20 protein-coding genes and 3 tRNA genes are annotated in these 21,264 nt (G+C 72.1%); 10 read left to right on the top strand and 13 right to left on the bottom strand.

Annotated features, from left to right (window positions below):
* Positions 1–6: 6 nt before the first annotated feature.
* Together LUW87_RS05260 and rpe are read right to left on the bottom strand one after the other, a co-directional pair.
* On the bottom strand, positions 7–510 hold the full coding sequence (locus tag LUW87_RS05260) for a hypothetical protein (protein WP_232670023.1): 504 nt from the start codon (positions 508–510) through the stop codon (positions 7–9).
* Between the two features lies 1 nt (position 511).
* The gene (gene rpe / locus LUW87_RS05255; protein ID WP_232670022.1) at positions 512–1,207 is read right to left on the bottom strand and encodes a ribulose-phosphate 3-epimerase; all 696 of its coding nucleotides are present in this window, start codon (positions 1,205–1,207) and stop codon (positions 512–514) included.
* 64 nt (positions 1,208–1,271) lie between these two features.
* Here rpe and LUW87_RS05250 point away from each other — a divergent pair, with 64 nt between their 5' ends.
* The 5 genes from LUW87_RS05250 (at position 1,272) to LUW87_RS05230 (ending at position 5,960) form a co-directional block, all read left to right on the top strand.
* Complete coding sequence (locus tag LUW87_RS05250; protein ID WP_232670021.1) at positions 1,272–2,609, top strand: class I SAM-dependent RNA methyltransferase; 1,338 nt, start codon at positions 1,272–1,274, stop codon at positions 2,607–2,609.
* A gap of 50 nt (positions 2,610–2,659) precedes the next feature.
* Complete coding sequence (locus tag LUW87_RS05245; RefSeq protein WP_232670020.1) at positions 2,660–3,238, top strand: sigma-70 family RNA polymerase sigma factor; 579 nt, start codon at positions 2,660–2,662, stop codon at positions 3,236–3,238.
* Entirely contained in the window at positions 3,235–4,083 is an 849-nt protein-coding gene (locus LUW87_RS05240; RefSeq protein ID WP_232670019.1) for an anti-sigma factor, read from the top strand. The genes LUW87_RS05245 and LUW87_RS05240 overlap by 4 nt, the downstream gene beginning before the upstream one ends.
* A 177-nt stretch (positions 4,084–4,260) precedes the next feature.
* Positions 4,261–5,229 (top strand): zinc-binding dehydrogenase, encoded by a 969-nt coding sequence (locus LUW87_RS05235; RefSeq protein WP_232670018.1) that lies wholly within the window; start codon positions 4,261–4,263, stop codon positions 5,227–5,229.
* A 227-nt stretch (positions 5,230–5,456) separates the two neighbouring features.
* A complete protein-coding gene (locus tag LUW87_RS05230; RefSeq protein ID WP_232670017.1) occupies positions 5,457–5,960 on the top strand; it encodes an HU family DNA-binding protein in 504 nt (167 codons plus the stop codon).
* 84 nt (positions 5,961–6,044) lie between these two features.
* Here the strand turns inward: LUW87_RS05230 and LUW87_RS05225 are convergent, their stop codons facing one another.
* The 10 genes from LUW87_RS05225 to LUW87_RS05180 form a co-directional block, all read right to left on the bottom strand.
* Complete coding sequence (locus LUW87_RS05225; protein WP_232670016.1) at positions 6,045–8,120, bottom strand: putative bifunctional diguanylate cyclase/phosphodiesterase; 2,076 nt, start codon at positions 8,118–8,120, stop codon at positions 6,045–6,047.
* Between the two features lie 218 nt (positions 8,121–8,338).
* Positions 8,339–9,919 carry a nucleotidyltransferase family protein gene (locus LUW87_RS05220; protein WP_232670015.1) on the bottom strand — a complete coding sequence of 527 codons (1,581 nt, stop codon included), beginning with the start codon at positions 9,917–9,919 and terminating at the stop codon, positions 8,339–8,341.
* Entirely contained in the window at positions 9,916–10,635 is a 720-nt protein-coding gene (locus LUW87_RS05215; protein ID WP_232670014.1) for a glycosyltransferase family 2 protein, read from the bottom strand. The genes LUW87_RS05220 and LUW87_RS05215 overlap by 4 nt, the downstream gene beginning before the upstream one ends.
* Entirely contained in the window at positions 10,632–11,687 is a 1,056-nt protein-coding gene (locus LUW87_RS05210; protein ID WP_232670013.1) for a phosphoenolpyruvate carboxykinase (ATP), read from the bottom strand. Before LUW87_RS05210 ends, LUW87_RS05215 begins: the two co-directional genes overlap by 4 nt.
* Positions 11,677–12,114 (bottom strand): PqqD family peptide modification chaperone, encoded by a 438-nt coding sequence (locus tag LUW87_RS05205; RefSeq protein WP_232670012.1) that lies wholly within the window; start codon positions 12,112–12,114, stop codon positions 11,677–11,679. The genes LUW87_RS05210 and LUW87_RS05205 overlap by 11 nt, the downstream gene beginning before the upstream one ends.
* A 21-nt stretch (positions 12,115–12,135) precedes the next feature.
* The gene (locus LUW87_RS05200; RefSeq protein WP_232670011.1) at positions 12,136–13,245 is read right to left on the bottom strand and encodes a glycosyltransferase family 4 protein; all 1,110 of its coding nucleotides are present in this window, start codon (positions 13,243–13,245) and stop codon (positions 12,136–12,138) included.
* A 37-nt stretch (positions 13,246–13,282) separates the two neighbouring features.
* Positions 13,283–14,080 carry a Stf0 family sulfotransferase gene (locus LUW87_RS05195; protein ID WP_232670010.1) on the bottom strand — a complete coding sequence of 266 codons (798 nt, stop codon included), beginning with the start codon at positions 14,078–14,080 and terminating at the stop codon, positions 13,283–13,285.
* Between the two features lie 93 nt (positions 14,081–14,173).
* Positions 14,174–14,248 (bottom strand) — tRNA-Lys (locus LUW87_RS05190).
* 76 nt (positions 14,249–14,324) lie between these two features.
* A tRNA-His gene (locus LUW87_RS05185) sits at positions 14,325–14,402 on the bottom strand.
* A gap of 75 nt (positions 14,403–14,477) precedes the next feature.
* Positions 14,478–14,551: transfer RNA gene (locus tag LUW87_RS05180), tRNA-Arg, on the bottom strand.
* 124 nt (positions 14,552–14,675) lie between these two features.
* On the opposite strand from LUW87_RS05180, the gene LUW87_RS05175 reads away from it, so the two are divergent.
* From LUW87_RS05175 to LUW87_RS05155, 5 genes are all read left to right on the top strand, one after another.
* The gene (locus LUW87_RS05175) at positions 14,676–15,734 is read left to right on the top strand and encodes an LLM class F420-dependent oxidoreductase (RefSeq protein WP_232670008.1); all 1,059 of its coding nucleotides are present in this window, start codon (positions 14,676–14,678) and stop codon (positions 15,732–15,734) included.
* Positions 15,731–16,570, top strand: a complete 840-nt coding sequence (locus LUW87_RS05170; RefSeq protein WP_232670007.1) for an enoyl-CoA hydratase-related protein — start codon at positions 15,731–15,733, stop codon at positions 16,568–16,570. The genes LUW87_RS05175 and LUW87_RS05170 overlap by 4 nt, the downstream gene beginning before the upstream one ends.
* Positions 16,567–18,177 carry an MDR family MFS transporter gene (locus LUW87_RS05165; RefSeq protein WP_232670005.1) on the top strand — a complete coding sequence of 537 codons (1,611 nt, stop codon included), beginning with the start codon at positions 16,567–16,569 and terminating at the stop codon, positions 18,175–18,177. The genes LUW87_RS05170 and LUW87_RS05165 overlap by 4 nt, the downstream gene beginning before the upstream one ends.
* Positions 18,178–18,273: 96 nt before the next feature.
* On the top strand, positions 18,274–18,807 hold the full coding sequence (locus LUW87_RS05160; protein WP_232670004.1) for a hypothetical protein: 534 nt from the start codon (positions 18,274–18,276) through the stop codon (positions 18,805–18,807).
* Between the two features lie 79 nt (positions 18,808–18,886).
* Positions 18,887–20,233, top strand: a complete 1,347-nt coding sequence (locus LUW87_RS05155) for a flotillin family protein (protein WP_232670003.1) — start codon at positions 18,887–18,889, stop codon at positions 20,231–20,233.
* Between the two features lie 24 nt (positions 20,234–20,257).
* Here LUW87_RS05155 and LUW87_RS05150 read toward each other — a convergent pair whose 3' ends face one another.
* Complete coding sequence (locus tag LUW87_RS05150) at positions 20,258–21,226, bottom strand: TauD/TfdA dioxygenase family protein (RefSeq protein ID WP_232670002.1); 969 nt, start codon at positions 21,224–21,226, stop codon at positions 20,258–20,260.
* Positions 21,227–21,264 lie beyond the last annotated feature (38 nt).

The following is a 21,264-nucleotide window of genomic DNA, read 5'->3' as shown; positions in this document are numbered from 1 at the left end:
GGCGCCTCAGGGGGCCGGCGCCTCGTCGGTGCCCTCGGTCGTTGCTCCCCCTGCCGCTGAGGTCGGCACCGGCGTGGTCGGCACCGTGGTGCCGGAGTCGAGGTCGAGGCCGCAGTTGGTCGCGCTCCACTCGCTGAGCGAGCGTCCGGCGGCCGTGAGCGCCTCGGCCCGGTCCTCGGTCGCGGCCAGCAGCTCGCGAAGCGTCTCGCGACGGTCGCCGGTCGCGGTGGAGAGCGGGCCCGTGAGGTCGTCGATGGCCAGGCTCAGCGTGCTCACCGCCGGCTCGATGTCGGGTGGGGCGACCGAGACGGCGCGCCGCAGGGCGGCGGCCTGACCCTCCAACGCTTCGGCGTCGGCCACGGCGAGGCTCTCGTCGAGCCCCTCGGCGACCTCGAGCTCGCGGCACAGGGCGGCGACCGACGGCTCCGGTTCGTCGCTGCAGGCGGTCAGGACGGCTGCCGCCAGCGCGCACGAGGCGAGGGTCCGACGCCCACGGCGGCTGCCGGCCATGTCAGCTGCGCTGGGCGGCGACGGCCAGCTCCCGCAGCTCGGCGGTGGCGTGCCCGAGGCCTTCGGGATCGCGGAAGAGCGAGCTGCCGGCGACGAGCACGTTGGCGCCCGCCCCCGCGGCCCCCGCGATGGTCGCCGGGCCGATGCCGCCGTCGACCTCGATGTCGACGTCGTGGCCGCCCTCGGCGACGAGCGTGCGCAGCTCGGCGATCTTGGGCTCCATGGTGGCGATGTAGGCCTGTCCTCCGAAGCCGGGGTTCACCGTCATGACCAGGACCATCTCCACCAGGTCGAGGACGTGGGCCACGTCCTGGACGGGGGTGGCCGGGTTGAGGGCGACCGCGGCGGCGGCGCCCAGCTCCTGGATGTGCCCGAGCGTGCGGTGCAGGTGGCGGCACGCCTCGGCGTGCACGATGAGCAGCCGGCACCCGGCGTCGACCATCGCGTCGAGGATCCAGGTCGGCTCCTCGACCATGAGGTGGGCCTCGAAGGGGATGCTCACCAGCGGACGCGTGGCGGCGATCACGTCGGCGCCGAAGGTGAGGTTGGGCACGAAGTTGCCGTCCATGACGTCCCATTGGATGCGGTCGACCCCGGCCTTCTCGAGGTCGAGGCAGGCGTCGCCGAGGTGGGCGAAGTCGGCTGGGAGGACCGAAGGCACGATCTCGACGGGGCGGGGGGAGGGGAAGTCGGTCATGGGTTGCCTCTGGGCGGCGGAGAGGGGCGCGGGCCGATCGACCCTACCCGCCTACGCTGCCGAGGTGGCCCTGCCCCCTGACCCCCTCACCCCCGGCGACGTTCCGTCCGCGGCCGTGGCGGCGCCCGGCGCGGTGCCGGGCACCGGTGGCGAGTCGTTCGTGGTCACCGCCGAGCGGTTGGTGGCCGGGGGGGTGGCGCTGGCCCGTCGGCCCGAGGGCAAGGTGGTGCTGGTCGAGGGGGCCTATCCGGGCGAGCGCGTCAGGGTGCGGCTCACCTCCACCTCGAAGGGTGTCGACCGGGCCGAGACCGTCGAGGTGGTGGAGGCGTCCCCCGGGCGCCGAGCCCCCCACTGCGCGCACGTCGACGACGGCTGCGGTGGGTGCGACCTGGCCCTGCTCGACCCGGACCACCAACGCGACGCCAAGGTGGAGATGGTCCGTGACGGCCTTCGTCGGCTGGGCCGCGTCCCCGCGCCCGAGGTGCGCGCCGGTCCGGCCCTGGCCGAGGAGGCGTTCCGCACCACGATGCGCCTCGCCGTCACCGACGGCCGGGCGGGGTTGCGGGCTCTCGCCAGCCACGACGTGGTGGCGCTCGACCATTGTGTGGTGGCCCATCCGCTGCTCGACGAGCTGGTGGCCGAGGGCCGCTTCGGGGAGGCCGACGAGGTGGTGCTGCGGGTCGGCGCGTCCACCGGGGAGCGCCTGGCCCTCGTCCGACCGACCGCGACGGCGGTGAGCCTGCCCGACGATGTCGTGGTGGTCGGCGCCGACGAGCTGGCCGCCGGTCGGCGGGCCTGGATCCACGAGGAGCTGGCCGGTCGTCGCTGGCGGATCTCGGCGGGCTCGTTCTTTCAGACCCGGGCCGATGGCGCCCGTGCGCTGGTCGACGTCGTGCGCGAGATGACCGCCGACGTGCTGTCGACCGGTGGTGACCCCGCCCCGGGAGGAGGCGACGGTCCGGCGACGCTCGTCGACGCCTACTGCGGGGTGGGTCTGTTCAGCGGGGCCCTCCTCGACCCCGCCGGGCCCACCGGCGCGAGCGGCTGGCGGGGCCTGGCGGTGGAGCGCAACCGCTCCTCGGTGGCCGACGCCCGCCACAACCTCAGCGGCCTGCCCGTCCGGGTGGTCGGTTCGGCCGTCGAGCGCTTCCGGGCGCCTCGGGCCGACGTCGTCGTGGCCGACCCGGCCCGTTCGGGCCTGGGGCGCCGTGGCGTGGAGGTGCTCGCCGGCACCGGTGCCGCTCGGCTGGTGCTCGTGAGCTGCGACGTCGCCTCGGCGGGGCGCGACGTCGCCCTGCTCGCCGAGGAGGGCTACCGCCTGGTCGAGGCCGTGGTCGTGGACCTCTTCCCCCACACCCACCACGTCGAGGTCGTGAGCTGCTTCGACCGGGAACCCCTGTGACCGAAGAGACCTCATCCGAGGGCTCCCACGGCTCCGAAGAACGAGCGACCATGCCCACGGACCCGTTGTCGACCTCCAGCGACGCCGTCTTGGTGATCGCCATCAGCCGCTTCGACGAGCAGGCGCTCGCCGAGGCCTACCGCCGTCACGCCGGCGCCGTCTTCGCGCTCGCCCGGCGGCTCCTCGGTGAGCCCACGCTGGCCGAGGAGGTCGTCCAGGAGGTGTTCCTGCGCCTCTGGAACGACCCCGACAAGTTCGACCCCGAGCGGGGCGCCCTGCGCTCGTACCTCCTCGCCCAGGGGCACGGCCGGGCCGTCGACCTGTTGCGCTCGGAGGGAGCTCGTCGCCGACGCGAGGAGCGCGACGCCCAGCGCACCGCGGAGGCGGGCTACGACCTCGAGCTCGAGGTCCTCGACCTCGCCGTCGCCGAGCGGGTCAAGGTGGCCATGGCCCAGCTCCACCAGAACGAACGACGGGCCATCCAGCTCGCCTACCTGGGCGGGCACACCTACCGCGAAGTGGCCGCCATGCTGGACGAGCCGGAGGGGACCGTGAAGAGCCGGATCCGATCGGGCCTCAAGAAGATGCGGGGCATGCTCGACCCGTCCGACCTCGAGGTGGCGCGATGAGCGGACCAGATATCCCCGTGGCCGAGATCGAAGAGCTCCTGGGCGCCTACGCCCTCGATGCCGTCGACCCCGACGAGCGCCGCCTCGTCGAGGCCCATCTGGCGGTCTGCCCGCGCTGCCGCGACGAGCTGGCCGGTCACCTCGAGGTCGCGTCGTGGATGGCCGGTGGAGGGTCACGCGCCCCCGAGGGGGTGTGGGACCGCATCGTCGACGCGCTCGACGATGCTGCGCCGGCCATGCGCCTCAGCCCCGCGGAGCTCGACGTCGCCCGACGCCGAGGCACGACGACGCCGGCGGCGTCGAGCCCCGAACCGGTCACGGCCGAGTCCACGAGCAACGGTGACGCCGAGGTGGTGCCGCTGTCGGGTCGTTCCCGCCGGGTCGTGACTCGCACCCTCGTGGCGGCCGTGAGCGTGGCCGCCGCGGTGATCCTCGTGCTCGGCATCGTGGTGGCCCGCCAAGAGGATCGCCTCGACGACATGAGCCGTGAGGTGGCCGCCATCGACCTGCAACGAGCGGCCGGTCAGGCCATGGCCGACCCCGAGGCCACCAAGGTCTCGCTCGCCCCGCCCGAAGGGGGCGACGCGACCGCCACCGTGGTCGTGCTCCCCGACGGCACCGGCTTCCTGCTCGGGTCGCTGCCTTCTCTGCCCGAGGACCGCACCTACCAGCTCTGGGGCATCGAGGACGAGCGGGTCATCTCCCTCGGGGTGTTGGGCAGTGCTCCCACCGTGGCCGCCTTCCCGGTGGGCGAGGCCGGCTTCACCACCTACGCCCTCACCGAAGAGGTGCGAGGCGGTGTGGCCCAATCCGAGAACCCACCGCTGGCCGTCGGGGTCATCTGAACCGTTCGGGCCCGTGGGGGCCGGCTCGTCCGTGGTCGACGCGATCCGGGGCGGGTACGTCGGCCTCGCGCGGGGGTACGTCGTCGAACCGGTGACGACCGCGGGGACCTGATCGTGCGCCCGCCGGGCGATGTCAGACTCGTTGCGACCCACCGTCGACTTGATGGAGACGTTCTCGTGCTCGCTGTCACCGCCGCCCGCTTCGATGCCGACGACCCTCTCGCCGCCCTCGAGGTGGGCGACCGCCCCGAGCCCGAGGTTCCCGAGGGGTGGGTGGTGGTCGAGCTCGAGGCCGTGGCCGTGAACCACCACGATCTCTGGAGCCTGCAGGGCGTGGGTCTGCGCGACGAGCAGCTCCCGATGATCCTGGGTTGCGACGGGGCCGGCGTCGACCCGGACGGCAACGAGGTCGTGGTGCACGCCGTGATCGGGGACCCCGACGCCGGGGGCGGGGACGAGACGCTCGATCCTCGCCGCAGCCTGCTGTCGGAACGCCATCCGGGGACGCTGGCCGAGCGGGTGGCCGTCCCTCGTCGGAACCTCGTGCCCAAGCCCCCGTCCCTGTCCTGGGAGGAGGCCGCCTGCCTGCCGACGGCCTACCTCACCGCGTACCGCATGCTGTTCACCCGTGGCGGCCTCCGTCCGGGCGACACCGTGCTGGTCCAGGGGGCGGGTGGTGGGGTGGCGACGGCTCTGGTCCTGCTGGCCCGGGCCGCCGGGCTGCGGGTCTGGGTCACCAGCCGAGATCCGGGGAAGGGGGAGCGGGCCCTCGAGCTCGGGGCGCACCGCGCGTTCGAGTCCGGCGAGCGGCTACCCGCCAAGGTGGACGCGGTCATGGAGACGGTCGGGGCGGCCACGTGGAGCCATTCACAGCGCTCTCTCCGTCCGGGAGGGACGTTGGTCGTGGCGGGGGCCACCAGCGGCAACGATCCGAGTGCCGACCTCGCCCAGGTCTTCTTCCTCCAGCGGTCGGTCATCGGCTCGACGATGGGCACGCGCGCCGAGCTGGAACGGCTCATCTCGTTCTGTGACGCGACCGGGGTGCGGCCCTTGATCGACTCGGTGCGCCCGTTGGCCGAGGCCCGCGCCGGCTTCGCCCGCATGCTCGACGGTGAGCAGTTCGGCAAGGTCGTCCTCACCGTCTGACCGCGGGCCCGAGGGGAGGGTCGTCGACCCTTCTGGAGGGTGGCCGGTGGCCGGATGATGAGGGGGCTCATGGCCCCGGCGAGGCGTCAGGGTTGGGGTCCTCTCTGGCTGAGGTCTTGAGCTCTGCTGGTGATTGCCGCGCCCGAGTGGCGAAACTGCGTCATGCTTTGGGTCGTTCACCCATCGATGACCCCGATCTCGGGGACCAGTCCGAACGAGGAGACAGCGTGAACAAACGAGAGCTGGCCGCCGCGATCGCCGTGCGGCTCGACAAGGACCGCACCGAGGTCGAGGCGGTCTTGAACGAGGCCATCGGCACGATCACCGACACAGTGGCCGGCGGTGAGCAGGTCGTGCTGACCGGCTTCGCCAAGTTCGCCCGGGTGCAGCGTGGGGCCCGCATGGCTCGCAACCCCCAGACGGGCGCGGCGGTCAAGGTGCCGGCCAAGAAGGCCGTTCGCATCACCCCGCTCAAGTCGCTGAAGGACACGGTGGCCACCGGGAAGCCGGCGAAGAAGGCCGCGGCCAAGAAGACCGCGGCGAAGAAGACCGCGGCCAAGAAGGCTCCGGCCAAGAAGACCGCGGCCAAGAAGGCTCCGGCCAAGAAGACCGCGGCCAAGAAGGCTCCGGCCAAGAAGACCGCGGCCAAGAAGGCTCCGGCCAAGAAGGCTCCGGCCAAGAAGGCTCCGGCCAAGAAGGCTCCGGCCAAGAAGGCTCCGGCCAAGAAGTGACGCGACGCCCCCTGGGCGGTCGCTGATCACGACGATCCGAGAGACCCGACGGCCGGCCCGTGCCGGCCGTCGGCGCGTCCGGGACTACCAGCGGGGCGTGAGATCGAGCTCCTCGACGGGCGCAGGACGACCGATCAGGTACCCCTGCACGTAGCCGCAGCCCATGGCGCGCAGCCGCTCGAGCTGAGCGGGATCCTCGATGCCTTCGGCGACGGTGGTCAGGTCGAGTGCGGCCCCGAGCCGGACTATGGCCTCGGCGAGGGCACCGTCGTCCTCGGACCCCAACCCCCGCACGAAGGTGCGATCGATCTTCACGAGGTCGACGGGCAGGTCTCGCAGGTACTGCAGTGAGCTGTAGCCGGTGCCGAAGTCGTCGAGCGCCACGGCCACACCCGCCCGGCGCAGGGGCCGGAGGCGCTCTCCGGCCGAGCTGAGCGTCTCGATGAGGGCGTTCTCGGTCAGCTCCAGGATGAGGCCCTCTGGGTCGGCGCCGGCGGCGGCGCACTGGTTCAGCACCTGGTCGACGACGTTGCCGTCGAGGAGCTGGCGAGGTGAGACGTTGATGCTCACGGTGAGGTGTCGACCCTCGGCCTGCCATGCCCCCAGCTGGCGGCATGCCGTGGTGAGCACGAACGCGCCGAGCTCGACCACCATCCCGCTGCGCTCGGCCGCGGGCAGGAAGTCGCCCGGAAGGAGCAGTCCCCGTTCGGGGTGGTGCCAGCGCACGAGCGCCTCGACCCCGTGCACCGAGCCGTCGGTGCAGGAGACCACGGGCTGGTAGTGCACGGCCAGCTGGCCTTCCCGCAGGGCCACCCGCAGGTCGGCCTCCTGCTCGAGGCGTTCGACGGCCTCGGCTCGGAGGCCTTCGGTGAACAGCGTCGACCGGCCCCGACCGTCCGCCTTGGACCGGTACATGGCCACGTCGGCGTCGCGGAGCAGTTCGGCGGGGGAGTGGATGTCGTCGCCGACCACGACCCCGATGCTGGCGCTCATCGAGAGCGACCGACCGTCGAGGTCGAACGGAGTTCCGAGCGCGGAGGCCACCCGATCGCACAGCGCGGCGACCTGGTGGACCCGTTCGATCTCGCAGACCATCACGAACTCGTCGCCCCCGAGGCGGGCGACGGTGTCGGTGGGGCGCACGCACTGGCGCAGCCGACGGGCCGCTTCGACGAGGAACTCGTCGCCGGCGGCGTGACCCAGCCCGTCGTTGACGATCTTGAAGTCGTCGAGGTCGAGGAACAGCACCACGACCTCGTGGCCGAGCCGGTCCCGCCGGAAGAGGGCTTGGCCGAGCCGGTCGAGGAGGAGCATCCGGTTGGGGAGGCCGGTGAGGGCATCGTGGCTGGCCTGGTGGGCCAGGCGGGCCTCGGCCTCGCGGGCCGCGGTGATGTCGAGCACCTGGGCCAACACCAGCGATGGCTCGTCGTCGTCGGGATCCGACAGCGTCGACATCGACAACCTGGCCCAGACCTGGGACCCGTCGGGGCGCACGTAGCGCATCTCGCACTCGGCTCTCGGGGTCTCGCCGCTGATCAGTCGGCGGGTCGTGCGTGAGGCCACGCGAACGTCGTCGGGATGGATGAACTCCTCCGTTCGGCGCCCGACCACCTCGGCCCACGTGCGGTCGAGCAAGACGCAGAACGAATCGTTCACCCACAGCAGGCGCCCGTCGCCGGAGGACAAGCCCATGCCGATGGGCGACTCGTCGAACGCCCGACGGAAGCGGGCCTCGCTGGTGGCCAGCGCGTCCTCGGCGGCCCGTAGCCGGGTGAGGTCGGCGACGTGGGTGAGCCGGCCGTCGATCCGACCCTGGGTGTCGCGCTCCATGCGGCTGGTGCAGCGGGCCGGCACGACGTGTCCGTCGGCGTGGCGATAGCGGCGATCGGTGACGACCACGTCGGGTTCGCCGTTGATGGTCCAGGCCAGGACCTGAGCGGGGTCGTCGTCGACGACCAACTCGTCGTCGCGACAGCCGATGAGGCTCTGAGGGTGCCGACCGAGCATGGCCGCGAAGGCGTCGTTGACCTCGAGCAGGACCCCATCGGCCGACTCCACGACCATCCCGAACGGCGCATGCGAGAACGCCCGACGGAAGCGGGTCTCGCTACGGGCCAGAGCGTCGTCGGGGTCGGTGCCCACGTCGGTGGCGTGCTGCACGAAGTCTCCCAGTCGCGGAGGGGGGCGGACGCCGACACCGGCGAGCCTCGAAGGTGTCGGTCAGCGTAGTGAGCGCCACCGGCCGGATCGGGGACCGTCGTGGCCCCTGTCGGGCCTGCGGGGCGGCGGTGCGCCGGGATCGGGAGCGGCGGCGCGGGCCGGGTGCGCGGGCCGGGTGCGCGGGCCGGGGGCGTGGAGCTCTCGTGGCCGGGATGTCGTCAGCGGTCTGGCGAACTGGGTGCCAGGGCGATGCCGGCGCCCAGGACCCGGAGGTTCACCGCCGGCCGAGGGCGCAGGCCCGGTCGTGCGACCCGAACGACGAGGTCGAGTGTCGGAGCGTGCCCGGCCAGCGGGGGCACCACGGTCGCGAAGACGGTCTGGGGCTGATCGCCCACGACGGCCCGGGCGACCACGGTGTCGTCGGCGAGCACCTCGACCGCCTTGGGCCCGTCCAGGCTGGCGGCGTCGAGCTGCACGGTCAGCGCCCGGCCGTGGGCGGCGCGAGGAAGGCTCAGCACGAGGTAGGACTCGCGACCCATGGTCACGGCGCCCTCCGGTGTGGACTTCCACCACCCCGGGCCCCCGAACCGGTTGAGGGTCGACGGCTGAGTGAGATCGAGGTCGGTGGGCAGGACGAGGTCGTGGTCGGGGGGACGAGGCACTCGGGCGATCGGTCCGCTGATTCGGCGCAGGGCGCGGCCGACCGTCGCTGACCGTCCCGATGCGGCCCGGGCCAGGGCGGCGGTGGGATGGGCCACGAGGTGCAGCTCGAGGCGGCGGTGGACGAGGTCGCGCGCCCCTCGGATGGGACCCGCCCCTCCGGTGGCGTTGCGGGAGAGGTCGAGCAGGGGGCGCGCGGCCGGGCCCCGATGGTGACGGAGGCGTTCGAGGTAGGAGCTCTGGCCCCGTACGGCCTGCAGGATCGGCTCGACCGTGGGTTCGCCGGTGAGGTCCAGCACCGCTCCCAGGCCGGCCTCGGCGACCCGGAGGGCGCCATGGGTGCGGGCCTGGGCGAGGAAGCGCGGCGCCAGCACGCCGACCGGCGTGGACCGGGCGACGTGGACCACGTCGGCGATCCACTGCACGGGCGGGTTGTTGTCGAACTGCACGCCATGCAGGAGCAGGTGCACCAGCAGGTCGGCGGGTTGCAGGACCCGCTGGCGGGTGCCGGCGACGTCGATGACGACAGAGCCCTCCCAGAAGGCGCGGTCGGCGTGGGTCCACATCGAGCCGGCCAGCGCATGGTGGTGGAGGTCGAGGTGGCCGTGCTCGCCCGACTGGAAGCCCCAGCCGTTGAGGAAGGGGCGCATGCGCTGGCCCACCCATTCGACGGGCTCGCCCTGTTCGGGGGTCCAGCCCAGCGAGGTGAGTTCGTCGGCGGCCTCGTCGAAGCGCTCGTCGGGGACCAGCACGTCGATGTCGTACATCGGCCGGGCCCCCCAGTCGCCCCCGTAGACGGGCAACAGCGCACCGCCCTTCATGAGCAGGGTGGGGATGGCCCGGGCCTCGAACGCGGCCATGGGGGGCAGTGCCTGGTGCCAGAGGCGGTGGTTGCGGACCCAGGCCTGCCGGTAGAGGCCACGGACCCGGCGGCGCACCGGATCGTCGTCGGGGATCACGCCGCGGCGCCGGGCGACCAGCGGCAAGAGGCGTTGGGTGGCGTCGTCGATGTCGTCGAAGTCGACCGCGGCACGCCAGGCCCGCCACGCATCACTGGCCTCGGGCTCCGGGCAGAGAGCCGCCACCAGCATCTGGCGGTGGTGGGGATCGATGCCCGCGACGATCTCGTCGGCGTTCATGCCTGCTCCTCGCCGGCCGCCTGCTCGGCTCGTCGACGCCGGTGCGCGCGCACGACGCCGAGCAGGTGGCGGTTCCCGCTACGGGCTTCGGCGCGACTCATGTTGGTGGTGTGCAGGCGACGGCGGATCACGACGTCGTCGACGTCAGCGCTGCGGAGACCTCCGGTGATGCTGCGGGCGAGCCAGTCCGGCCCCGGCGCCCGGGTGTGCGCGAGGTCGAATGGTCCGATCCGGTCGAACGCCGGTCGGTGGACGAGCATGGTGGAGAGCAGGCGCCCGGGGGTGGGCGCCGCGTCGAACCGGTACCGAGCCGCATCTGCCGGCGCCAGGTCCGGACTGACGAACTGCTGGACGTGTCCGAACACCGCGTCGAGGTCGGGGCGGTCGGCGAGGTGGGCGACCCTGCGCTCGATCGACGTCGGTGTGAGCACGTCGTCGGCGTCGAGGAACGTCAGCAGGGGCCGCCGGGCCCGGTCGACGCCGAGGTTGAGTGCTGGTGCCAACCCCTCCGGTGGGCGGGTGTGGACCGACAGAGACGGACCGAACGAGGCCAGGATGGCGGGGGTCCCATCGGTCGATCCGTCATCGACGACGACGATCTCGCCCGGGGGTGAGGTCTGGTCGAGGAGGCTGCGGAGGGCCTCGTCCAGGTAGCGCTCGCCGTCGCGCACGGCCATCACCACGCTGACCGCACTGGCCGACAGGGCGACCGTCACGGGCCCGCTCGGGCGGCTGCGTCGACCGCGTCGACGATGGCCGCCGGATCCGAGCCCAGGCGGAGGCGCCGGCAGGGAAACTCGGTGGCCACCCGTCGCAGCCCGGTGAGGGTGGTGGCCCCACCTTCGTCGAGCGACCCCATTACGAGGGTGTGCAGGGCGTCGCTCGGCGACACGTCCTCGAGTGATGTCACACCGTCGTCGGCGACCGACACCAGCAGCACGGCCCGCAGGGGGGCGTGCGGGACGATGTGGGCGGACGGGTCGAGCAACGGTTGCGACGGGTCGCCACCGACGGCGAGGTGCCGCACGGAGGCCATCCGCTCGAAGGCGTCCGGCTCGAGCTTGGCCAGACCGAACAGGGTGGTGGCGGTCGCGGCCGGGTTCCAGTCGACCAGGCAGGCGTCGTCGCCCATGAACCCCATGCCCGCCGCCATGCACGTGAGGGTCGTGGTCGACTTGCCGGAACCGCTGGCCCCGGCCAGCGCCACCGCTCCGTGGTCGGTGGCGACGGTTCCCGCGTGCAGCAGGGCCATGCCGTGGTCGGCCGCCCACCAGCCGAAGAGCTGGCGCATCGGGGATCGCTGCACCCAGACGGGTACGTCGTCGGCGTCAGCGACGTGGAGGAAGGCTCGGCCCCGATCCCGGTCGTAGACGGTGAGCATGCGCATCCACCGGTCGTAGCTGACGCGGACGCGGTCCTCGGCGTGACCGCGGACGGCACCCGTGGGCAGGAAGTCGGTCAGCGCCCAGGGCGGTGAGGGCGGGGCGACGCCGGTGACGGCTCGGTCCCAGCAGTCGATGCGGAGGTCGGGCTGGCGTTCGACAGCGGTGTGGGCATGGGCGAGGGCCGGGTCCAGGATCGCGGCCAGGCCCCGGCCCGCTATGCGGATGGCGAGACCGTGACCGCCCAGATCGAGTGCTCGTGTCTCCACCTCGGCGGTGGCCCCCGCGGCCCGATCGACGCACTCGGCGAGGGCATCGACGAACTCGTCGACTGCGGCCGCGGCCGGGCGACCACGGGTCGGGGCCGCGCTGGCGTCAGGCCCCATCGCCCTGGACGGGGAGCGGCCAGCCGGCGTCGTCGACCTCGTGGATGGGGTCGATGAGCAAGAGCTCCTCGAGGTCGTCGAAGCCCTGGAGCTCGGGTGGCGCGTAGCGCCGGCGCCCGGAGGGCGGCGGGTCGGGCAGCGCGATCGCAACCGGACGATCGCCGGCCAGTCGGGCCAGACGCTGGTCCACGAGCGTGGCGACGAACGCAGCGGCGTCGGCTCGAGCCCGCTCCTCGTCGACGTCATAGAGGATCGTGAGCACCCCCACCATCTCGTCGATGCCGCCACCGTCGACGGCGACCGTCCAGCAATCGGCCGCCGCGTCGTCCATGGCGAAGTACACGCCGCTCTCGATGTTGATGGCGATGACCTCGTCGTCGAGACGCTCGTGGTTCACCGCCGGCTCGATCCGGATCTGCTGGGGCATCGGTGCTCCTGGGTCGGATGGTCAGTGCGCCGGGACGGCGAGCTGACGGTAGATCGTCTCGTAGCGCTCGACGCACCTTTCGAGGCCATACTTCTGTTCGGCGCGACGTCGGGCCGCCCGGCCGAGCTCGCGGCGGCGGTCGGGCGCCGCCAGCAGATCGACCATGGCCCGGGCCAGGGCCGAGGGGTCCTCGGGCGCCACCAGCACGCCCGTACCACCGTCGACCACCGCCTCGCTCAGGCCCGGCACCCGGGTGCCCAGCACCGGGCGACCGGCCCATGCTGCTTCGAGGGCGACGAGGGGCAGGCCCTCGTACCGCGACGGCATGACGACGAGGGCGCTCCGGGCCATGAGGGCCGCCACGGTGGCGGTGCCGGTGCGCCCGAGGAAGCGCACGGTGCCGCCGAGGCCGAGGTCGGAGGCGACCGCCCGGAGCGCAGCGCCGTCGGGCCCCTCGCCGACGACGAGGAGGCGGACATCCGGGGCGACCGCCGCCACCTGTGCCATCGCGTCGAGGAGGACGTCGACGCCCTTCTGTGCGGTGAGGCGGCCCACGAAGACGACCTGTCGCGGGTCGGCGACCACGTCGGACTCGCGGCCCGGGGGCGACGGGACCCCGTTGGGCAGGTACCGGATGCGGCCGGTGAGCGCTGGCACGTACGACAGGGTGTCCTCGAGGGCATGCTCGGAGACCGCGGTGACCACGTCGGCCTTCTCGAGCATCTGTCCCATCGGCACCTGGGCACCCGCGGCGCCCTGGAGGTGCCGGGTCATGACGTTGTGCACGGTGACCACGAGCGGCACCGGCGAGCTCCGGGTTGCTCGTTGGTGGAGCCAGAGCAGGGCGCCCATGTCGTGGGAGTGCACCACGTCGGGTCGGAACGCCGTCATGACCTCACGCAGGCGGCGGTGCAGGGCATGGAGCCCGCGCACGTCCCGTGCTCGCATCGGCGTCTGCACGTCGAGACGGTGGACCCGCACCCCGTCGACCTCGTCGGGAGCGGGGGCGTCGGCGCTCACGATCTCCACCGCGTGGCCGTGGTCGCGCAGCTGTCGGCAGATCTGGTGGAGCAGCACTTCGATGCCGCCGACGTGGGGCAGGTAGGCCGCCGAGAGGTACAGGACGCGCATGCCGGGACGGTTCCTAGCACGTCGTGGGGGGTCGTCGTCAGGCCACGGGGGCGTTCCCGCCGGACTCGGCCAGGTAGCGGGCCCGCCACTGGGCGGTGAGGTCGTCGGCCTGCCGCTCGAGCAGCCGTGGGGGAAGCGGCGCGTCGGCTGCGCCCAGGTGGTCGAAGACGGTGCGAACCGTGCCCTCGTAGTCGGCGTCGAGGTCCTCGTAGGTCACCGTCAAGGGCTCGATGGCGTGGTCGGCGAAGTAGCCGTCCCAGCCGGTCTCCTCGTGTTCGATGCGCTCGAGGCAGCGTTCGATCTGCGACCGGTCGTAGGTGGGCTCGGACCGGGAGGCCATCGCCGCCGTCCACTGGTCCGTGCTGATCGCCCGGCTCCACGACAACGCCTGTCCGAGCCGGTCGTCGCGCCGGATCCGCACCCAGCTCACCGGTCGCTCCCAGTAGCCGGCGTCGAACCCGTGCGAGCCGAAGAGTTCGGAGTAGTCGCTCCACATCACCTTGAGGGCGAGGACACCGTCGTCGCTCGTGTGCCGGTCGGCCACACCGTCGAGGACCCGACGCGCCGTTCGCGACGTGAAGGCCGACTGCCCCAGGTCCCTCCAGTCCGGTCGGCCGGCGAGCCGGCGCCGCAGCTGCCCGACCCGGGCTCTCGGCTTGACATGCACCGGACCGAGGCCCGAGCGGTTCTCCCGGAGGTTGCGGAAGGTCAGAGGTTCAGCGGGTGCCCCGAGCCGTCCGGTCGCGGCGAGCGCACGGCACAGCAACGTGCTGCCGCTGCGGTTGGTGGCGGCGACCAGGACGACGCGCTCGAGGGGACGGGGAGCCTCCGGCATCGGCGGCACCGTACTCGTCAGGGCCCGGTCGGTGTCGGAGACGAGAACGCGGCGAGGCCCGGGCGCTGGGCCCGGGCCTCGCTGGTGATTCGGTGGTACGCCCCCTGGGATTCGAACCCAGAACCTGCGGATTAAGAGTCCGTTGCTCTGCCATTGAGCTAGAGGCGCATGTGGGTTGTCGAGTGTACGTCCTTGCGGTGGCGGTGGTGGCACCCATCGCGAACGGTGGGTGCCACCACCTCCATGGGGTGAGCGAGGGGACTCGAACCCCCGACCTCCAGGGCCACAACCTGGCGCTCTAACCGAGCTGAGCTACGCCCACCATGGGACTGGCGAGCTTACGCGGACCGAGCCGCCGGGACGAAACCGGTGGTGCGGGGATGGCTGCGCCTCGGTGTGCCCCCGCCAGGAATCGAACCCGGAACCTGCCGGGTAGAAGCCGGCCGCTCTATCCGATTGAGCTACAGGGGCGTGGCCCGAAGGCTACCCCCGGCGCCGTCGGCACTCGGATGGTGAGCCCCGGGCCCGATGCCCCGGCCGAACGGGGTGCGCCCGGTGTGATGGACGCCACATCGCCTGCGCGAGACTCGCCGGCATGAAGCTCGCCCTGGGTCTCGACCTCTACCGCGGCGCCTCCATGGAGGTCCCCGTCGACCACGTCCGGCGCGCCGAGGACCTCGGCTTCCACTCCGTGTGGACCGCCGAGGCCTACGGCTCCGACGCCTTCTCCCCGTTGGCCTACCTGGCCGCCCTCACCAGCCGCATCAAGCTGGCGACGGGTGTCGTGCAGATCGCGGCGCGTACCCCGGCGGCCACCGCCATGCACGCCCTCACCATCGACGCCCTGGCCGGCGGCAGTCGGGTGATCGTGGGCCTCGGGGTGTCCGGACCCCAGATCGTCGAGGGGTGGTACGGCCAGCCGTGGGGCAGCCCCAACCGTCGACTGCGTGAGTACGTCGCCATCATGCGCAAGGTCTTCGCTCGCGAGCCCCTCACCAACGAGGGCCCGGAGTTCCCCCTGCCCTACGACGGGCCCCGCACCCTCAACCAGGGCAAGGCGCTCAAGTCGATCCTGCACCCCGCCGGCGAGATCGAGGTGTGGCTCGCCGCAGGCGGCCCCAAGAACACCGAGCTGAGCGCCGAGGTGGCTGACGGCATGTTGCCCATGGGGTGGGGCTTCGACGGCGACGAGGTCTACGGTCCGGCGCTCGAGGCGGGCTTCGCCCGGCGAGGTGGCCGGCCAGCCGACTTCGAGGTCTTCGGGGGCTGCAGCGTCGTGCTCACCGACGACGTGCAGGGGGCGCTCGACGCCATGAAGCCCCTCACCGCCATGTACGTCGGCGGCATGGGCAGCGAATCGCACAACTACCACCGTGAGGCCATGGCCCGTCGGGGCTTCCCGGAAGCAGCGGCGCGCATCCACGAGCTGTGGTTGGCGGGCCGCCGCGAGGAGGCCGTGGCCGCCGTGCCCGACGAGTACCACGATGACGGTGCGCTCATCGGATCGCCGGAGCGCATCCGCTCTCGCTGGGAGCCCTGGACCCGAGCCGGTCTCACCGGGCTCATCGTGCGCAGCGAGCAGATCGAAGGCCTGGAGCTGGTGGCCGAGCTCGCCGGCTCCCGCGACCAGACCCACGAGGAGGAACGAGCGTGACCGACTACGAGCTCATTGCCGTCGAGACCCCTAGCGAGGGTGTCCGGCGCATCGTCTTGAACCGCCCGGAGAAGCGCAACGCCATCTCCACCCCCCTCCGGGCCGAGCTCCTCGACGCGCTCTCCGCCCACGACTTCGACGACGACGTGCGCGTCACCGTCATCAAGGGTGCCGGCGACTGCTTCTCGGCCGGCTACGACCTCGGCGGCGACCTCATGGCCGAGCCGCCCTTCCACACCGCGCCCGGCGACGGGTCGTGGTCGCGCCACGTCACCGACAACTGGTTCGCCTTCTGGGACCTGGCCAAGCCCGTCATCGCCCAGGTCCACGGCTATGCCATCGCCGGGGCCACCGAGCTGGCCCAGGCCTGCGACCTCGTCTACGTGGCCGACGATGCCCGCATCGGCTATCCCATCGTGCGGGTGGCCAGCCCGCCGGACTGGCAGTACCACATGCCCCTGTTGGGCATGCGCCGGGCCATGGAGATCATGCTCACCGGCGAGGACATGACCGGGGCCGAGGCGGTTGCGGTGGGGTGGGCCAACAAGTCGTTCCCCGCCGACCAACTCGACGACGCCGTCCTCGACGTCGCCGAACGGGTCGCCGGTGTCGCGTCCGACCTGGCCCAGATCAACAAGCGCCTCGTGCACCGCCAGGCCGACGTCATGGGTGTGCGGGCCGCCATCCGCTCCGGCTCGGAGTTCCAGGCCCTGGCCGGGCACCAGCAGTCGGTCGAGGCGTTCAAGGCCGACCCGCTGGGCACCATGAAGCGCCACAACGCCGCCGACGCCGCCCGCCGGGCGGCGCGTCGGGGTGGCGACGACGGCGCCCCGTGAGCATCGACGGCACCCGGTCCGTCGGTGACCCTCCCGGTGGTGGTCCCTCCCCGGGTCCGGCGCCGCCCGAGGCTGAGGCGACCCACAGCCTCACGCCGATCAAGGTGGCGATCGCCTTCGGAGGCATCCTGCTCGGCACCACCCTGTCGGGCCTCGACGCCTCGATCGTGGCGACCGCTGCGCCCACGCTCATCGCCGAGCTCGGCGAGCTGTCGCTGCTGCCGTGGCTCACCACCGGCTACCTCCTCGCCCAGGTCACGTCGATGCCCGTCTACGGCAAGCTCGGCGACATCTACGGGCGGCGGCGCCTCTTCACCCTCGCCATCGTGGTCTTCCTGGTGGCCAGCGCCGCCTGCGGGCTGTCCAACAGCATGCCGATGCTCATCGGGTTCCGTGTCCTGCAGGGCATCGGCGCCGGTGGGATCACCGGTCTCGGCATGGCGCTCGTCGCCGACCTCGTCCCGGCGGAGAAGCTGGGCCGCTACCTGGGCTACACAGGCCTGGTCTTCGCCGCCACCAGCGTGCTGGGACCCTTCGCCGGCGGCATGTTCGTCGACCACCTGTCGTGGCGGTGGGCCTTCTACGTCAACATCCCCAGCGGGCTCATCTGCCTGGCGGCGCTGCTGCTGCAACCCAAGCAGCTGCACTACCTTCGCCATCGCATCGACGTCGCCGGGGCAGTGCTCTTCGCCGGGGCCGCTGGTTGTCTGATGTTGGGGCTGAGCCGGGGTGAGAGCGGTGAGTCGTGGGCTTCGCCGGTGGCCCTCACCTACTTCGCGGCCGCGGTGGCGCTGGCCGTGGCGTTCGTCTGGTGGGAGGGCCGGGCCCCAGAGCCGCTGGTGCCGCTGCGGATCCTGTCCACCCGCATCACGGCGCTGGCCACGGCCTCGAACCTGGTCGCCGGGTTCGGCTTCACGGTGGGGATCATCTACCCGCCGGTGTTCTTCCAGGCGGTGGCCGGGGTCAGTGCGGCCTCGTCGGGCCTGCTCCTGGCCCCGTTCGCGTTCACCTGTGCGGTGAGCACGCTGTTGGCGGGCCAGCTCACCGACCGGGTCGGTGGCTACAAGGTCATCCCGCTGGTGGGCATGGGCTTCCTCATCGCCGGCTACGCCCTGCTGGCCACGATCGGGGCCGACACCTCGGCGGCGACCGTCACCGTCTACGCCATGGTGGCCGGGGTCGGCGTCGGCTTCGTGATGCAGACCTTGCTGTACGTGGTCCAACGCGCCAGCAGCGCCACGGACATGGGGGTGGCCACGTCCACCGTGATGGTGGCGCGCGTCCTCGGCAGCTCCATCGGTGTCGCCGTCGTGGGCAGCGTGTTCACCTCCCGCCTGCTCTCGGAGGTGGCGATCCGGCTTCCCGGCTTCGCGCCGGCCGACGTGCAGGGTGATCCCCAGCGGGTGGCGGCGTTGCCGGCCGAGGTCCAGGTGGAGGTGGTCGACTCGTTCGCCATCGGGCTCTCGAGTGCGTTCGCGGTGGCCGTCCCGATCATGATCGTGGGCCTGGTGCTGGTGGTGCTCCTGCCCGGTCGGCGGGTGGCCGAGCTGGTCGAGGCGGGCGGGGGAGAGGCGCCGTCGGCCGACACCACCGCCCACGTCATGTGAGGTGAGAGCGTCACCACCCGCGCGGCGACCGGGCCGACCGACCCGACCTTTCGTTGCGGGCGCCGGTAGGTTGGTCGCGGTGGAGGTAGCAGCGAGGTGACGGGGGTCTATCTGTTCGCCGCGGCTGTGGGCATCCCGCTGGTGCTCTGGTTCCTCGTCGCCGGGGTCGACGACGGTGGCGATGCCGGCGGCGACGCCGACGGGATCAGCGCGGTCATGTTCCGACTGCTGCCCCTCAACAGCGTGGCCATCGCTGCCGCCGGCTTCGGTGTCACCGGGTTGGCGCTCACCCTGCTCGATGCCGGCTTCGGGGTGACGCTGCTCGCGGCTGTGGGGGTCGCCGTGCTGGCCGCCGTGCTCAACAGCGTGGTGTTCTCGTTCCTGCGCAGCTCCGAATCCACCAGCGAGATGGGCGATGCCGCCCTCGCCGGCAGCATCGGGCGGGTGGTGATCCCGGTGGCCGAAGCCCATCGGGGGCGCATCGCCGTCTCCGTCGGTGACCAGCCCGTCTACCTCTCCGCCGAAGCCATCCCCGGCACGGCGGCGCTGGCCGCTGGTGATCCCGTCCTCGTCGTCGATGTCGCCGACGGCATCGCCCGGGTCACCCGTCTCGACCGGGAGCTCGAGTGACCGCCGTGCTCTCGTCCCGACCACTCACTCCTCGCGCCGGTGTCCCCGGCCCCACCATCCCCGAACCTGGAGCTCACCCATGACCGGACTCGTCCTCGGCGCCATCGTGGCGTTCGTCATCCTCTTCATCTTGTTCACGGTGAAGAGCCTTCTCATCATCTGCCCTCCGAACCGGGTGGCGGTGATCTCGGGCCGGGCCCGAGAGCTGAGCGACGGCCGCAAGGTCGGTTACCGCGCCATCCGTGGCGGACGCACGCTGCGGGTGCCGTTGCTGGAGAAGGTCGACTGGATGGAGCTCAACACCATCCCCATCGAGGTCGCCGTCCAGAACGCGTACTCCGCCGGGGCCATCCCGCTCAACGTCCAGGGCATCGCCAACGTCAAGGTCTCCAGCGTCGAGGGCCTGTTGCAGAACTCCGTCGAGCGCTTCCTCGACCGCGACCAGAACTACATCGCCGCCATCGCCAAGGAGACGCTCGAAGCCAACCTGCGTGGCGTGTTGGCCACCCTGACCCCCGAAGAGGTCAACGAGGACCGCCTCAAGTTCGCCCAGACCCTCATCGAGGAGGCCGACGACGACATCAAGACCCTCGGCCTCGAGCTCGACGTGCTCAAGATCCAGAACGTCACTGACGAGGTCGGCTACCTCGATTCGGTCGGCCGTCGCCAGACCGCCGAGGTGCTCAAGGAAGCGCGTGTGGCCGAGGCGGTGCGCAAGGCCGAGGCCGAAGAGACCGAGGCCACGTCCCGGCAGCGCGCCGAGATCGCGGCCGCGCACGCCCAGCTGCGCATCTCCGAGGAGCAGAACGCCCTGCGGGTGCGCCAGGCCGAGCTCGAGGCCCTGGCCGGCGCGGCCGAGGCCGAGGCCAAGGTGGCCGGCGAGAAGGCCCGGGTCGTGGCCGAGCAGACGCTGGAGGCCGAGCGCATCCAGCTCGAGACCCGTCGCCTGGAAGCAGACGTCGTGGCCCCCGCCAAGGCCAACCTGGAGGCCAAGGAGCTGGCCGCCAAGGCCGAGGCCGCCTCGATCATCGAGGACGGCAACGCTCAGGTGGAGGTGTTCCGCCGCCTCGTCGAGGAGTACCAGGCCGCCGGCGACGACGCCCAGCGCATCTTCGTGCTGCGCATGCTGCCCGAGATCATCGACAAGATCGTGTCGACCGTGAACGCGGTCGACATCGAGAAGGTCTCCATCATCGACAGCGGCGGTCAGGGCTCGGGCATCCCGGGGTTCATGAACCAGCTGCCGGCGACCGTCATCAGTCTGGCCGAGCAGCTCGAGACGGCCACCGGCGTCGACATCTTCAAGTCGATGCGCCCCGACGACGAGGCCGATGCCTCCGGCCCGGTCCCGGCCGCGGTCGGTGCCGGAACCGGCGACGCCGGTGAGGGCCCCACCCCCCCGGGGGGAGATGGTCAGGCCGAGTGAGCCGGCCGGGGCCGGGCCCTGCGTTCAGGCGTGGGGACGGTCGCCGGTGATGCTCGCCCGCTCCATGACCCGCCGCTCGGGCCAGTAGTCGCTGGCCGCGTAGTGCTGCACGGCTCGGTTGTCCCAGAAGGCGACCGAGTCGGGTTCCCAGCTGAAGCGCACCTGGTACTCCACCGTCTCGGCCTGGCGGTACAGATGCAGCAGCAGGTCATCGCTCTCGTCTCGGTCGAGCCCGACGATGCTGTCGGTGAAGACCCGGTTCACGTAGAGCAGACGGCGTCCGGTGCCGTCATGGGTGACCACGACCGGGTGCTCCACGACGGGGTAGCGCTCGCGCATCTCGGCGAGCTTGTCGGGGGCCAGCCCGTGGCCGAACGCCTTGGCGAAGTCGTGGCGGGCCACCAGACCGTCGAGACGGACCTTGAGGTCGTCGTCGAGGCCCTCGTAGGCGGCGTACATGTCGCAGAACAGCGTGTCGCCGCCGACGGCCGGCACGTCGATGGCGTGCAGGACGGCTCCCATCGACGGGCGCTCCCGCCACGTCACGTCGTGGTGCCAGAGGTTCTCGTAGCCGGCGGCATCGGCCGACTTCTCGAAGCGGACGAGCTCGGGGTGCCCGGTGTTCGACGGGATGAACGGGTGCACCTCCAGCTCCCCGAAGCGGCTGGCGAACGCCACGTGCTGGTCGGGGGAGAGGGGTTGGTCCCGGAAGAAGATGACCTTGTAGGCGTGGAGCGCCTCGCGCAGCTCGTCGACCACCGGGTCGGCCAGCTCACGGGTGAGGTCGACCCCGGCGATCTCGGCGCCGAGGGTGGAACCGAGCTGGCGCACGGAGAAGTGCTGCCACCGCAAGGCGGCGAGGTGGGCACGGTCGTCTCCCAGGTGGGTGACCGGGCCCATCGTGAGGCCGAGCGCATCGGTGCGGCGGTGTGCGCCGAGGCGGGCGCCCGGGTCGGCGTCGGCGACGATCTCGGTGGTGTCGGTGCTGGTCATGGGGCCCCCTCGACTGATTGCGTCCTGGGACGCTACCA

Source organism: Rhabdothermincola salaria (assembly GCF_021246445.1).
GTDB classification, from domain to species: Bacteria; Actinomycetota; Acidimicrobiia; order Acidimicrobiales; family Acidimicrobilacustridaceae; genus Rhabdothermincola_A; species Rhabdothermincola_A salaria.
The sequence above is the reverse complement of the archived record's forward strand: the minus strand, read 5'-3'. Positions and strand labels throughout refer to the sequence as shown.

What these genes read in the sequence shown, in the direction of transcription:
- LUW87_RS05260 (WP_232670023.1), bottom strand. Translation starts at nt 510, where the DNA reads ATGGCCGGCAGCCGCCGTGGGCGTCGGACCCTCGCCTCGTGCGCGCTG.
- rpe (WP_232670022.1), bottom strand. Translation starts at nt 1,207, where the DNA reads ATGACCGACTTCCCCTCCCCCCGCCCCGTCGAGATCGTGCCTTCGGTC.
- LUW87_RS05245 (WP_232670020.1), top strand. Translation starts at nt 2,660, where the DNA reads ATGCCCACGGACCCGTTGTCGACCTCCAGCGACGCCGTCTTGGTGATC.
- LUW87_RS05240 (WP_232670019.1), top strand. Translation starts at nt 3,235, where the DNA reads ATGAGCGGACCAGATATCCCCGTGGCCGAGATCGAAGAGCTCCTGGGC.
- LUW87_RS05220 (WP_232670015.1), bottom strand. Translation starts at nt 9,919, where the DNA reads ATGAACGCCGACGAGATCGTCGCGGGCATCGATCCCCACCACCGCCAG.
- LUW87_RS05210 (WP_232670013.1), bottom strand. Translation starts at nt 11,687, where the DNA reads ATGGGGCCTGACGCCAGCGCGGCCCCGACCCGTGGTCGCCCGGCCGCG.
- LUW87_RS05205 (WP_232670012.1), bottom strand. Translation starts at nt 12,114, where the DNA reads ATGCCCCAGCAGATCCGGATCGAGCCGGCGGTGAACCACGAGCGTCTC.
- LUW87_RS05200 (WP_232670011.1), bottom strand. Translation starts at nt 13,245, where the DNA reads ATGCGCGTCCTGTACCTCTCGGCGGCCTACCTGCCCCACGTCGGCGGC.
- LUW87_RS05195 (WP_232670010.1), bottom strand. Translation starts at nt 14,080, where the DNA reads ATGCCGGAGGCTCCCCGTCCCCTCGAGCGCGTCGTCCTGGTCGCCGCC.
- LUW87_RS05175 (WP_232670008.1), top strand. Translation starts at nt 14,676, where the DNA reads ATGAAGCTCGCCCTGGGTCTCGACCTCTACCGCGGCGCCTCCATGGAG.
- LUW87_RS05155 (WP_232670003.1), top strand. Translation starts at nt 18,887, where the DNA reads ATGACCGGACTCGTCCTCGGCGCCATCGTGGCGTTCGTCATCCTCTTC.
- LUW87_RS05150 (WP_232670002.1), bottom strand. Translation starts at nt 21,226, where the DNA reads ATGACCAGCACCGACACCACCGAGATCGTCGCCGACGCCGACCCGGGC.